The 12981-nt window shown below is 63.4% G+C and carries 8 protein-coding genes; 2 read left to right on the top strand and 6 right to left on the bottom strand.

Annotated features, from left to right (window positions below; all coding sequences use genetic code 11):
- Positions 1 to 89 precede the first annotated feature (89 nt).
- The 3 genes from B2828_RS11800 to B2828_RS11790 form a co-directional block, all read right to left on the bottom strand.
- Positions 90 to 4013 (bottom strand): beta strand repeat-containing protein, encoded by a 3924-nt coding sequence (locus tag B2828_RS11800; protein ID WP_479633946.1) that lies wholly within the window; start codon positions 4011 to 4013, stop codon positions 90 to 92.
- A gap of 133 nt (positions 4014 to 4146) precedes the next feature.
- On the bottom strand, positions 4147 to 5157 hold the full coding sequence (locus B2828_RS11795) for a hydroxyacid dehydrogenase (protein ID WP_479633945.1): 1011 nt from the start codon (positions 5155 to 5157) through the stop codon (positions 4147 to 4149).
- Between the two features lie 36 nt (positions 5158 to 5193).
- Positions 5194 to 6498: an acetylxylan esterase gene (locus tag B2828_RS11790; protein WP_479633944.1), complete on the bottom strand. Its 1305-nt coding sequence runs from the start codon at positions 6496 to 6498 to the stop codon at positions 5194 to 5196.
- A gap of 275 nt (positions 6499 to 6773) precedes the next feature.
- Here B2828_RS11790 and B2828_RS11785 point away from each other — a divergent pair, with 275 nt between their 5' ends.
- Positions 6774 to 7511: a glycoside hydrolase family 16 protein gene (locus tag B2828_RS11785; protein ID WP_479633943.1), complete on the top strand. Its 738-nt coding sequence runs from the start codon at positions 6774 to 6776 to the stop codon at positions 7509 to 7511.
- Here the strand turns inward: B2828_RS11785 and B2828_RS11780 are convergent.
- The 3 genes from B2828_RS11780 to B2828_RS11770 form a co-directional block, all read right to left on the bottom strand.
- A complete protein-coding gene (locus tag B2828_RS11780; RefSeq protein WP_479633942.1) occupies positions 7493 to 8539 on the bottom strand; it encodes a LacI family DNA-binding transcriptional regulator in 1047 nt (348 codons plus the stop codon). The two genes, B2828_RS11785 and B2828_RS11780, sit on opposite strands and share 19 nt — an antisense overlap.
- An 85-nt stretch (positions 8540 to 8624) precedes the next feature.
- Positions 8625 to 10004: an MFS transporter gene (locus tag B2828_RS11775; RefSeq protein ID WP_479633941.1), complete on the bottom strand. Its 1380-nt coding sequence runs from the start codon at positions 10002 to 10004 to the stop codon at positions 8625 to 8627.
- Positions 10005 to 10019: 15 nt separating this feature from the next.
- Entirely contained in the window at positions 10020 to 11978 is a 1959-nt protein-coding gene (locus B2828_RS11770; protein ID WP_479633940.1) for a heparinase II/III domain-containing protein, read from the bottom strand.
- A gap of 284 nt (positions 11979 to 12262) precedes the next feature.
- Here B2828_RS11770 and B2828_RS11765 point away from each other — a divergent pair, with 284 nt between their 5' ends.
- A complete protein-coding gene (locus tag B2828_RS11765; protein WP_479633939.1) occupies positions 12263 to 12865 on the top strand; it encodes a nitroreductase family protein in 603 nt (200 codons plus the stop codon).
- Positions 12866 to 12981: the final 116 nt, after the last annotated feature.

The raw sequence follows: 12981 nt of genomic DNA, 5'->3' as shown, positions 1-12981 counted from the left end.
GTTCTAGCTATAGACTTGTGAAAATTAAATGAAAGGGAGGTTTGAAGACGTTTTTCCGGCGCGGGGAATGGGCCCCGCGCCGAGATTAACTATTGGCGGCGGCGCAGGCGTTGACCGAAGGCTAGCATGCCAACCCCGCCGACTAGCATCGCCCAGGTGCTCGGCTCGGGCACCACGGTGAGCACAGTGTAGTCGCTGTTGTGATCGACGACCGCCCAGGCGGTGTGCGTCGTGGGGTCGTATCCGTAGGAGCCGAGGCTGTAGGCGGAGTTCCAGGTCCCCACGTAGTAGCTGCCCGAACCGCCTTCGAGCAGGGAGGCCCCGCCGTTGCTGTTCCCGCTGACGGCGCTGACGAATTCCCCAAGGGTGGTGTCGTAGTAGGCGACGTAGACTTCCCCGGTCTCCTCGATGCTGTAGGAGAGCTGGACGACAAAGAGGTCAGTAAGGGTGGAGTTGTCGTAGCCTTTGAGGCCGGTCTGGTGCACGCCGGAGATGCTGACGATGTCGGCCACGCGGTTAACGCTGTCGTTGATGGCGAGGTTCGTGGCGGTGTTGAAGGTGACGCTCAAGGTCGTATCCACCGTGGAGCTGCCGCCGAGCAGGGCGACTGTGGTATTGTAGGCGAGGCCGCTGCTGGTGAGGTTGTACCCGGCGAACGAACCGCCCGCCACGATGCCCGCCACCTTGGTGACGCCCGCGGCGCCGGTGTTCCCCGACACGACTGCCGAGAGACTGACGCTGGTGCCCGCGTCGCCAGTGGTGACTCCACCGATGGCACCACCGGAGGCAGTGGTGCTGGTGGCCCCGATGTTCGCGGTGGCATGGTAGGTGCCGTTAAGTTTGTCGGAGGAATCGAAGGAGGCGATGGCAGCGGTGGCGTTGGAGGCGACCAGGCCGGGCGCGTTCGCAGCGGTAAAGCCGGTGACGTTTGTGTTAAGCGATACCGAGGTGACGTCGGCGGCGGCTCGCAGGGCGCTGCTCCCCTTGGCGTTGGTCAGGCTGTAGGTTTCCACGCTTCCGGTGGAGGTCGATCCAGCGGAGGTGAGGTTGGCCCGGTCGTAGACGTCCACGCTCACCGTCGCGGTCTGGCCGCCGTTGGTGGCGTTGGAGTCGTTCACCGTAAAGGTCCCCTCCTGCCCGGCTCCGGCGGTGGCGGAGGAGAAGCTCAGGCCGGAGATGTTGGCGCTGGTCTCGCCCGCGGCCACGGAGACAGCGGTGCCCACCGCGCCATGCACATTGGTCCCGGCGCTGGCGGTGACGCTGAGCGAATCGGAGCTGGTCGGCGCGGAGTTGCTCACTTTAAAGGTGACGTCGGTGGAGCTGCCCGCGAGGAGGGATGTGGTGGTGGTGGAAGCGGTCACGGAGCCGATGGTGGCCCGGTGGATCAAATCGAGTTCGCTCGATGAAGCGGAGAGCCGGTAATCCGCCGCTCCAATAAGCGCACTGCCGCCGCTGAGGGCCCCGGTGGTCGTCAGGAGCACGTATTTCCCGAGCGTCTGGCTGCCGGTCAGGTTGACTGAGATGGCGCCGGAGAGAGCCGCGTTGCCGTTGACGGAGATCTTGTCCACGGTATCGCCGACGAGATCGACGCCGAGAAGCGCCCCGCTGGCGAGCGTCAGGCCGCCGGTGGTCAATGTGCCCACCGTGCCGATGGTGCCCGCGTTGAGGAGGCCGCCGCCGTTGATGACCACCGAGCCCGCCGCCGTGCCGGTGCCAGCCAGGACGCCGCCGGAGTTGACAGTGACGCCGGTGTCCACCGCGAGCGCTCCGGTGACGGCCAGCTGCCCGCCATTGACGGTGGTGGACCCGCTGTAGGTGTTGGCGGCGTTGGAGAGTGTCACGGTGCCTGAGCCGAACTTTGTGAGCCCCGCGCCCGCGCCGGTAACCGCCCCGCTAAAGACAACGTTGCCAGTACCCCCCACGGTCAGGGTGTTGACTCCGCCGGAAGTGAGGTTTGCGCCGTTGGTGAAGGTCAGCGTGCCCGTGTCCACCTGCACGGTGCCGGAGCCAACCAGGGAAAGCGTGGAGGAGGTGCTATTGGTTCCGCTGAGCGACTCGATCTTGGCGTTGCCCAGGTACCAGCCGTAGCCGTTGGAGAGGTTCATGTTCTGGAATTGCAGCACGCCGGAGTTGATATAGACCGCCCCGGTAAGGCTGTTATTCCCGGTGAGCTTCAAGGTGCCCAGGCCGGACTTGGTGAGGCCCGCTCCGGAGCTGCTGGCCAGGGAGCTGGCAATGGTCAGCGTGTCGCTGGCCTGGTCGACCCGGATGACTAGTTCATTGGCGCCACCGGTGGTAATGGTACCGGAGGAAATCGTGGAGGCGTTGCCCCCGGACTTGAGGATGCCGCCGACGGTCAGCGTGGCCCCGGTGGCCAGGCTGACGGTGCTGGTGTCGGCGATCTGCAAGGTGCCGATGTTTACGGAGGCTTGTCCGGTGACGCTCGTGGTGCTGACTTGAACGTTGTTGCCGGAGGTGAATGCCGCGCCGCTGGTGTTGTTCTGGGTGTTGCTGTCGGTGCCGTAGTTGATCCCGCGCACATACCCGGTGTTATCGTAGTAGGCAAAGGAGGCGCTGCTTGAGTTACCCCCGTAGAAGTACCGGGCCCCGAGCACTCCGGCAGCCTGGCTCGTCAGGGCGATCTTATTGGTAGAGCCGTTGACGCCGCCGGTCGTTACGAAATTGCCCGTGGCCCCTTTGGTACTGGCAGCCAGCGAGGTGAAGGAAAGGGTGCTGTTGCCGCCGTTGTTGATGGATTGGACGTTGCCCTCGCCCGCGGTGAAGGTCAGGGAGCCCATGTTCTGGCTCACGCCGCTGGCTTCGTTGACGACGAAGGTCCCCCCGGAGGTGGTGAAGTTCAGGGCGGAGTAGGTGCCGCCGGTGTTGATGAGGTTGCCGGTGGTGCCGTTGCCAACCTGCAATGTCCCGGAGGCAATGGTGGTGGTGCCGGTATAGGTAAAGGCTCCTGTCAGCAAAAGCGTGCCATTGCCGTCGCCCGTGCGAAAGGCGCCGTTGGCATCGTAGTAGGCGCTCCCGGCGCTCTTGACCAGGCTCCAAGCGGGGGTCCCAGTGCCGGTGCTATTGCCAATCCCGGAGGCCAGGGTAATCGTATTGCCGGTTGAAACGCCGAACGAGAGCGTTCCGGCGCTGGTCGCCGTTGAGGAGATGACGCCGGTAAAGGTCAGGTTCGAAGCCGAAGTCGCGTAGTTATTAATCGCGTTGGCCCCGCTGTAGATAATGGAGCGGTTGGTTGTCTGATTGCCCGAACCGACGTAACTGAACCGGCCGCCGTTGCTAAAGGTGATCGCTCCGCTACTGGCATTGGAGATGCCCAGGGCGCTGGCTCCGGCGCTGGCTCCGGCGTTGTTGATCGACGTATAGGAAAAGAGCCCCCCTATGTTGTAGGTGGAATCAAGGGTGTTGGAGTTGTTGGAGAGGACGATGGCAGGGGCCGAGGAGGAGGTGCTGCCAAGCGGGGTATAGGAACCGGTGAAGTTCGTGCCAGCGCCGCCGCCGGTCAGCTTGGATGCGATCACCACCACGGGAAGAACCGCGGGCATGCTGGTGATGCTGGAGTTCGCCTGGTAGTTGACGGTATGGGTCCCGTTGGTAAAGTTGAGGGTCAGGTCGCTGCCGAACTTCACGACGGTACTCGTCGGCGAGGGCAGGTAGATGTTCTTGTTGAGGTTGAGGATGGTATCGCCTGCGGTGCCGTCGCCGTTGATCGTGATGGACTCGGTACTCGTACCGGTGCTGGAGGTGCTCCCGAAGTAGAGGCTCTGGACGTTGATGGTGCCGACGGTGGTGGCGCTCAATACAACCGGCAACGGGGTGTTGATCGCGGCAAAGTTGAGGTCGTTGGTCGTCGAAAATGTCGGGGAGGAAAGGTAGTTGGCCGGGGCATCCCAGAGGGTGCCGTTACCGGTCCACGTCGAGGTGGTCGCAAAGGTGGAGTTAGCCGCGAGAAGCACCGCCGAAACAGCGGCGGGGGTGACAATTTGGCGAATCCTCATGGAGGCAGGGGTTTTCATACTCAAGGGATGTTTGGGGTAAGGCGTTCGGGGATTGATATGGGACTTTTCCCACAATGCGGAATGAAGGCAATGGTATCGGAGTTCTAACTATTGAACGGGGCCGGTTGGGGTTTCAGGTGATCCGGTCATAGACATCGAGAGTGATCAAAGATTCCAGCGGATCGCCCATGATGAACCGGGCGATATTACGCAACGCCAGCTCTCCGCAGGCCCGCAGGTGATCGGCGGTCGGGCCGCTGATGTGCGGCAGCAGCGTTACGTTGCGCAGGCCGCGCAGGGGGTGAACGGCTGGAAGCGGTTCCTGGTGGTAGACGTCGAGCCCGATCTGGAGCGTTCCCTCGCGGGCGACTTTGAGGAGCGCGTCACCGTCGACCACGCCCGGCCTGCCGGTGTTGACAAAGACGGCGCCGGGGGGCAGCCGCCGGAGCAGCGCCTCGGTGACGACGCCGGTGGTCTCGGCAGTAAACGCCGCCAGCTCAACGAGGACGTCCGAATCGGAAAACAGTTCCTCAAGCGAGCCAACGCGCTGCACGCCGTGCGCCAGCAGCACCTCGTCGCTCACATAGGGATCGTAGGTGCGAACGGAGCACCGGAATGGAGCAATGAGCCGCGTAAAGCAGCGCGCAATGTTCCCGAAACCATGGATGCCGATGCGCTTTTCAAAAAGGCTGGAGGGCAACAGCGCCGGTTCCCATTTCCCCTCCAAGTGCATCCCGAGGGCGTAGTAGGTAACGCGGCGCATGGCGCACAACGTCAGCATCATCGTGCATTCGGCAATGGTGCGGCTGATGGAAGCCCCCCAGTTGGTGACCAGCATTCCGCGCTCGATCATTTCACGGTTGATGATCCAGCGCACCTCGCCGCAGAGGTGGCAAATGTAGCGGAGGCTCTCGGGAAGGTCTTGGGGAAGCGGGTAGGTATCCCAGCCCGTCACCAGGATGTCCGGGCGGAACTCGTGCAGCAGCTCCTTCCAGCGTTCGATCGGGTTGCAGTACGGGTCAAAAACAACCATTTCCGAGGCCATCCGTTGCAGGCGATCCATCAGGTCCTGCGGCAGAAACCCCTGGCCCCGGCGGGCATTGAGGGAGACAAGGATGCGCGGCTTTTTGAAGCAATTAGTCATAGAAAGAATTCGCCGGGAGGGGGGAGAAACCGAAGATTACTGGGCAGCTTTGCCTTGCCCGGCAATGTGGGCGTCGACGGCTTTGGAGATGGCTCCCCAGACGCCAGGGCCGCCCGCGTCGTGACCGCGCACGGGATCGTTGATGATGGATTTAGGCCCGGCAAGCTGGTTGAACGCCGCGTAGCTTCCGGTGGGCGGGCAGGTAACGTCGCAGAAGCCCACCCAGCCGTAAACGGGCGTCTTGATCCGCGTGGCGAAGTTCACGGTATCGAAATAGCGCATGGCTTCGAGGACCGTCGGATCGAGCTTCCCGTCCGGGCCCTTGGGAACGACCTTCGGCCAGCCCGCGATGCGCCCCACGACCGGTCCGCTGGGGTCGCATTGCCCGGGCACGCAGGCGACGGTGAACGTCACGCGCGGATCGAGCGACGTGGCGGCCAGGGACTGCGCACCGCCCTGGCTGACGCCGACTACGATCAGCGTGCGTCCATCCCATTCCGGCTGCGAGGTAAGGAAATCGAGCCCCCGCAGCGCCCGCAGGTACATGCCGAGGAAGTAATAGGTATCGCGCGATTCGCGGCCCCGCACGCGGTAGTCCTTTAGTTCGCCGTTGGCCAGGTCGTTATAATATTCGCGCGGTTTGCCGACCGGGATGCCGTGGGCGTTGAGGTCGAGGGCAAGCACGCCTTTCTGCGCATACCGAGTAGGCGCCAGTAGATCCGTGGGCACGACGCCCGCCCCTTCCACGTAGAGCAGCGCCGGGCAGCTCTTGGGCTTCGCGCCCACCGGGCGGGCGTAGTAACCGGAAGCCGGGTTGCCGATGCAGTCGGCCTGGAATTCAAAGGTCTCCACCCCGGCCCGACCCGCAGGCGGCGGCACCGAGGTCAGCTTTGGGTTGATCGGCACGGCGGCGAGCTGCTTCTTTTTCTCCGCCCAAAATGCGTCGAAATCCGCCGGTTTGGGGAGGCTCGGCTGGATGTCGCTCGGGTCGATGCCCGCGGCGGCCAGCGCGGTGTAGTTTTTGTCGGAGCCCTTGAAGGTCACTTCACATTGCAGGAAGCCCGGTTCGCCAAGCGTGCCCGTCACCACGGCGCGCCCCTCGGCGTTCAGCGTCGCGGTGCCGGTTTGCAGCGGCGGGAAGACGCCGTCTTTCGAGAGCTTCCAAACCACCGCACCCTCCGTTGCCGGTTGCCGGTTGTGCTCCAGGTAAATCTCGAAGTTCACCGGCTCGCCCTTGTGGTAAATGGCCGCCGAACGCTCGGGGTAGACCGACACGATGTACTCGACCGCTTTTTCCCCGTCCGAGGAAGCCCCGGCGAAAAGCGAGCCGGCTGAAGCCATGGCTACGGCAAGGCAGGCGCACGCTTTGCGCCAGCGGGATGCCGGAAGGAATAACGGGGAGGAAGTCATAAACATATTGGGGGGCGGTTTCGCTTTGCATACGCCGCGAAATGCGGCTCACATCGGTTTGAAAAATAGGTGCCTTGGGCGCTCACGCCAAATGCTTTGCAGTTCTAGCTATAGAATGCATTGACCGCGCGCTTGAAGGCCGCCGCTCTATAGTTAGCACCGCGCGCCGGTTGTTCTTCGCCGCCGGGTCCTTATCGTAGGGACGCATGACGCCATTCTCTCCCGATCCCCTCAAGTGGAAGCTCGTCTGGTCCGACGAATTCGAGCGCCCCGGCCTGCCCGACCCCGCGAAATGGGGCTATGAAACCGGCCTTGTTCGTAACAACGAGCTGCAATACTACACCGCCTCGCGTCCGGAAAATGCCCGCGTGGAAGGGGGGCGGCTCATCATCGAGGCCCGCAAGGAGGAGTGGGAGGGCTCGCACTACACCTCGGCGAGCCTCCACACGCTCGGCAAGGCGAGCTGGCGCTATGGCCGCTTGGAAGTGCGCGCGAAGCTCCCCGCCGCGCGCGGCACCTGGCCCGCTTTCTGGACGCTGGGGGAAAACTACCCCGAGGTCAACTGGCCCCGCTGCGGCGAAATCGACATCCTCGAACACGTCGCCCACCATCCCGGGGTAATTTTTAGTAATATCCACTATGGCGACCCTTCCCACCATAATGCCAAGGGCTTCCTCGTGGTTCCCGACGTAACCTGCGCCTTCCATGTCTACGCCGTGGAGTGGCACGCCGATCACCTCGACTTCATGGTGGACGGGCGCATCTACTTCACCTGCCGCAAGGAGGATTCGCGCGACGGCACCTGGCCCTTCGATCACCCCCACTACCTCATCCTCAACCTCGCCGTTGGCGGCGTCTGGGGCGGCGAAATGGGGATCGACGCCGACAGCTACCCGCAGCGCTACGAAGTCGACTACGTTCGCGTCTACGAACCGGCCCGGTAGCCGGCCTTGGTACGAATGGTCTTCCCATCGACCCACACGCCCTCGATGAGGAGCTGGGTCCGCTCCGCCGGGATGCCGCGCTCGTTGTTCTGGATCATCTTGACCAAAAAATCGACCGCAGTACGCCCCAACAGCGGGTAGTTCTGGCAAATGCCGGATTCGTTCCCGTCGAGATCGGCATCGAGCGATGCATAGCCGCATTCGCCGTAGCCGATGTTGAGCCGCCGCATGAGCTCCGGCACCGTCCGGTAGAGCGCCAGGATGACCTCGGGGCGGTGCTCGCCATACCAGCGCCCGAACTCCTCGCACTCGGCGGGAATCGTGCTGTCGTTGAGAATCAGCATCGGGATCTGATCCGAGGGCTTGAAGCGCCGTTGCTCGGAGAGAAAGCCGGAGGAAAAATTGAGGTTCGTGCGCTCGTCGATATTGTGCGTGGTCACAAAGCCAATGCGCCGATAGCCCCGCACGCGCAACTCGCGCATGGCCGTGCGCGTGGACTGGTACTGGGCGTTGGTGACGAGGTGCAGCCGGGGCCGCGCGACGGAAAACCCGAAACAGACCGCGGAAAAGTTCTCCCAGTCGAAATTAATATGCGTGCGGTTGAAGGACTGCGGCGGGATGAGCAAGCCCTGGATGTTCCGGGCGCGCAGAACGCGCGAGAGCCGAAAACGCCCCAGCTCGGCGATGCTGAAATCCTCGATCTGGTAGCCAAGCTCCTGCCCGCGCTCAACAGCCCCGCAGCGGTACTGAGTACTACTCGGGACCGACCCGCCCTCTTTCACGCAGGGGCAAAGCCAGGCGAGCACCCCCTGGTGCCGGGCCCGTTTGAGCCGCTTGCGGTAGACCGTCAGCGCCGAGAGCATCGGGTCGGGCCGGTAGCCCATCTCCTCGGCGAGGTCCTGGATGCGTTTGCGCGTGGCCGGGGGCAGCCGGGGGTTATCCCGCAGCGCGAGGGAAACGGTGGTGATGTGGACACCGGCGCGGTCGGCGATGTCCTGTTGCGTAACGACTCCCTTGGGGGTGGGCATACTATAGCTAGAATAGGCCTTGCGCTTGCGTTTCACAATGGGATTCTCCGGGTTTAAAATGCGGGGTGAGCGAAGAAACGCGCCCTCAGACCTCCGGCGCCACGTAATGCTTCGGCCCGCCGAGGGCCATGAACTTGGCATGAACCACCAGGCCGCCGAGGAATCCGATTAAGGCCAGCCCGGAGCTCATGAAATAGGTATAGCGGTAAATGTGGGCCGCGTAATCCAGGAAGATGCCCACCAGCGGCCCCACGGAGATCGAGAAAGCGCAGCCGACCAGCCCCGCTGCCGAGCCGAGTTGGGCAAATTTCGAGCGCGGGAACAGCCGCTGCCCCAGCGACGCCACGGCGGTAATCCAGGTCCCCCCGAGCACGCCCGTGACCACGTAAAAGACCCCGAAGGTAAAGGCGTCCCGCGCAAAAATCCCTCCCAGGAGCGTCGCCACAAAGTAGAGCCCCTGCACCCCCAGGCTCAGCCGCAGCGGGTGGAGGCGGTCGGCCAGCACCCCCAGCGGATAGGAGACGAGCAGCGAGAGGGCGAACGTCAGCGCCAGGCACTTGCCATAGGTATCCATGCTCATCTCCACGCTCTTGGCAAAGTAGACGCTGAAAAGATTGAGCGGGTGCATCATCGCCCACGACACCGCCATCACCACGAAATACCAAACGTAGTAGGAGTGCCCAAAGCATTCCTTGAAATAGTCCTTCGCGGCGGAGAGGAACCCGCCCCCGTTGAGGCGGGGCAGGGTGGGCGGGGACGGCGGAGGGTAGTCCCCTTCCTTCACTTTGAAACACATCATCGTGAAGCCCACGCCATACAGCGCCCCCATGCCCAGGAAGATCCAGGCGAAGTGCGTCTCCACCTTGCCCATCATCTGGTAGTTGAACACGATCCCGGCGACTAGGCTCAGCGCCCGGAACATGCCGTAAAAACGCCCCAGCACCGGCTCGGGCACGACGTCATTGACCAATCCGCTGAAGACCGAATTCGCCGTCACGCTCGCAAACTCGAAGAGGGTCCAGAACACCGCGAAGAGGATAAGGATCGAAGGATGGAGCCCGGGCGACCAAGCCCCGAGCGCCTGGTTTAGCGCCCTCCCCAGCTGGGGGCAAAAGGCGAGCCCCGCCATGGAAAAGACAATGACCGGCGTCGGGATGAGCAGGAAAGGAATCCGCCGCCCCCAGCGGCCCCGGTGGCGGTCCGATTGATAGCTGATGACCGGCCCAAGGATCATCGTGAACGCCGCCGGGAGCGACCCGATGAGCAGCCCGGAAAGCAGGTCAGACGCCTGGTATTTGTTCAGCAACAGCTGCACCACCGAGGGCACGGAGCGGTCCTTGAGCGACCAGGCGAAATCCCCCCACAGCAGCCAGAAGAAGAGGACCACGAGACCGCCCGTGGTGTAGGTCAGCGTGCCGACGGTCCAGCGTTTGCCGGAGGGTTTGGCTGAGGTGTCCGTGGTCATGCGAGGCACGGGGGGCTAGAGCTTGGCGGCGGGGGTGATCTTGACCGCGATCGTGGCCTTTGCCGACGGGGCATTCAGATCAATGCCAAGGCGGCGCACCTTTCCGGCGCGGGATTCGTCCTTGAGGGTCTCGTTCGTGACGGTTAAGGGAGCGTCGGCGGTGATCTCCACCCGCACCGCCTCCCCTTTTTGCGAAATGATCCAGACCCCTGGCTGCTCCTCCCGGGCCTCTCCGTAGGTGGCCATCGCCGTGCCAAAGGCCTGCGGCGTTTCAAACTCCACCTGGTCCGTCACGGTCACGCTCCCCTGCCCTGCCCGGCTGTAATCGAAGCGCCGGAGGAGCCCGCGCAGCTCCGCAACCTGGTAACCTCTGGAAATATCCAGCGTTATTACGTCCGCATCGTCAGCAAAGCTGGTTCCCGTGACAATGGCGCGGCCCGGCCAGCCCTCGCGCTGTACGTCCCCCGCCACCTTCGGCACGGAGTGGCCATAGGAGCCGATGATCTGGTTTTGGTAACGCTCCGCGCTGAACGTCGCGCCGGTGTACTGCGTCGCGCCGGGGTCGACGATCAACGGCTGCCCCTGCATCGCCACCACGTAGGAGCCGAGGTCGCAATGCCCGTGACGCGTTCCGTTGTTGCCCCCCTTGAGGCCCAGCGTCAGCCCAGCCGCGCCTTCCGGGAGCCGGCCAATGTACACCTGGCCGCGCTCAAACCAATCCCGCAGCTTGTGCCCGCGATCCACGGCCCCGCCCTCGGTAAAGACCGGCGCGGCGGAGGAATCGAACGTCATCGCCGTGCCATAGGCGTAGAGGAACGTGGAAAAAATGCTATCCACTTTACAAACGCGCGGCGCGGCGTCTCCCAACCCATAGCGATGGTCGATGATGTGGTAGAGCCACAGACTTGGCTCTTCCATGAACTGGGAATCGGCAAAGGCCGGATAGACCTTCGGGACCAGCTCGAAGCGCCGGGGGAACTGGGCCACCAGCCGGGCGCTTTCCCCCGCGTAGAGATTCACTTTCCCCTGGGTCGCCCGCAGGATCGCCTCGGAAAGCATGACATAGTGGCCAAAGCCGTACTTCCAATAGCCCATCCCCTCCCACGAATAGCCGTCGGAGGGGAAGCCCTGGAGGTAATACGGCAGCTCCTTTTCCACCGACGCGATCACCTCCGCGCGCTCTTCCCGCGAGGGGTCGACAGCCAGGGCCACGCCCACCACGCCGCCATGCACCACGGCGTTCCAGTTATAGTTATCAATCCGCCACCACTCCGGCTTCCCCTGGCCGCGGGTTTTTTCCAGATAGGGAAGGATGATCCGCTCCCGGACTCTGTCGCGAATCTGCTGGCGCGTGGTTGCCGAGAGCCGGTCGCCGAGCATCGAGTCGGCGGTGACGAGCGTCCACGAAACCATGGCCGCCCCGAGGTCGAGCAGCTGTTCGGGCGACTGGAAGCCCTGGGCCCGAGAATCGAGCGAAGGCGCAACCCACGTCGGCTCCGAGCAGATGACGCCGATCTCCTTTTCAATCGCGGGAAGGAAACGGCCCTGGTTTTCCATCCCCTCGGCGAGCACCCAGGTGGCGAGGCGGAAGCGGCGCTTGTCGATCAGGCCATCCGCCTTGCGATCCCGGGAGCGAATGGACTGCATCCAGAGCGCCTCGCTCACCTCAGGCGTCGGCTCATTGAGGAACCCCTCGGCACGTTTGAGCGTCTTGCTCTTGAGGTCCGCGTCACGGGCCAGTTCGTCCCAGGCCTTCCGGTCGTCAAGGGAGGGGCCCGTCCCCCGCGGCTGCTCATCGAGAAAAGAAGCGATCTCCCGGATCCGGGCCGGGTCGGGCACCGGCAATAACGAGGCCTTGGCCGCCGGACCGGAAGGGGGAGGAGTGTCACTGGCGCCGCAGAACGCCAACTGAAGCCCAAGCCAGGCGCCAGCGAGGAGCGAGAGCCTCGCAAAAACGGAGGGAGATTTTTGCATCGGCCCCAAAGTAGGGTCCCCCCGGGCGATCTCAATTTCTTTGCTGCTCTAGCTATAGAACTCCCCGCCTACACCCGTTGGACCGGGCGCACCGAGCCGCCCTATCCCCCAAGCGCCCCCTTCTAGAAAAAGATATTCGGCGCCATTTTCTTCGAGTAAGCTCAAAGCCGAATTCCGTCAGGGTCGCCTGACCTCCAGCTTGGCGGCCAGGCCCCTCCCCGACGTGCCATCGGGCTGCATTCACTTACTTCCGCATCGATCTGGAACTATTTGGAACTATTTTTATGAAAACCATCGCCATTCTGCTCCTTACGCTCTCCGCATCGCTGGCCTTCGCGCAGGACATCGCCCTGCCCGCCCCTCAAACCAGCGGCGGCAAACCGCTCATGCAGGCGCTTGCCGCCCGCAAAACATCCCGCCAGTTCAGCGACCGCGCTCTGCCCCCGCAAACGCTCTCCAATCTCCTTTGGGCCGCCTATGGCTTTAACCGCCCCGGCAAACGCACGGCCCCCAGCGCCCGCAACCAGCAGGAAATGGAGCTCTACGTTTTCCTGAAAGAAGGCGTCTACCTCTACGACGCCAAGGCCAACAAGCTCCTCCAAAAAATCACCGGAGACCACCGGCCAGCAACCGGCAAACAAGCCTTCGCGGCCAACGCGGCAGCAGACATCGTCCTCGTGGGCGACATCGCCAAGCTCAACCGCGAACTCGTCCACGCCGACAGCGGCTTCATCAGCCAGAACATCTACCTCTACTGCGCCTCCGAAGACCTCGCCACGGTTGTCTGCGGCTCGATCGACAGAGAGGCGCTGGGGAAACTGCTCGGGCTGCAAGGCCAACGGGAAGCACTCTATACCCAGTGCGTTGGCTACCCAGCCGAATTGTAGATCGGCTAACATACCGTCAAAGGGCAGGGAATTGCTCCGGGGCAAACCACGCGGCGCGGTGCGGTGCAGTACCGTGCACGCAGGAAAATAGAGGTTGTGAAGTCGGCCGTTCTCGC

The sequence above is a fragment of the Spartobacteria bacterium UBA695 genome, assembly GCA_002298145.1.
In the GTDB taxonomy this organism is placed as follows: domain Bacteria; phylum Verrucomicrobiota; class Verrucomicrobiia; order Chthoniobacterales; family Chthoniobacteraceae; genus UBA695.
This window is presented reverse-complemented; position numbering and strand designations above follow the sequence as displayed.

What these genes read in the sequence shown, in the direction of transcription:
- B2828_RS11800 (WP_479633946.1), bottom strand. Translation starts at nt 4,013, where the DNA reads ATGAGGATTCGCCAAATTGTCACCCCCGCCGCTGTTTCGGCGGTGCTT.
- B2828_RS11795 (WP_479633945.1), bottom strand. Translation starts at nt 5,157, where the DNA reads ATGACTAATTGCTTCAAAAAGCCGCGCATCCTTGTCTCCCTCAATGCC.
- B2828_RS11790 (WP_479633944.1), bottom strand. Translation starts at nt 6,498, where the DNA reads ATGGCTTCAGCCGGCTCGCTTTTCGCCGGGGCTTCCTCGGACGGGGAA.
- B2828_RS11785 (WP_479633943.1), top strand. Translation starts at nt 6,774, where the DNA reads ATGACGCCATTCTCTCCCGATCCCCTCAAGTGGAAGCTCGTCTGGTCC.
- B2828_RS11780 (WP_479633942.1), bottom strand. Translation starts at nt 8,539, where the DNA reads ATGCCCACCCCCAAGGGAGTCGTTACGCAACAGGACATCGCCGACCGC.
- B2828_RS11775 (WP_479633941.1), bottom strand. Translation starts at nt 10,004, where the DNA reads ATGACCACGGACACCTCAGCCAAACCCTCCGGCAAACGCTGGACCGTC.
- B2828_RS11770 (WP_479633940.1), bottom strand. Translation starts at nt 11,978, where the DNA reads ATGCAAAAATCTCCCTCCGTTTTTGCGAGGCTCTCGCTCCTCGCTGGC.
- B2828_RS11765 (WP_479633939.1), top strand. Translation starts at nt 12,263, where the DNA reads ATGAAAACCATCGCCATTCTGCTCCTTACGCTCTCCGCATCGCTGGCC.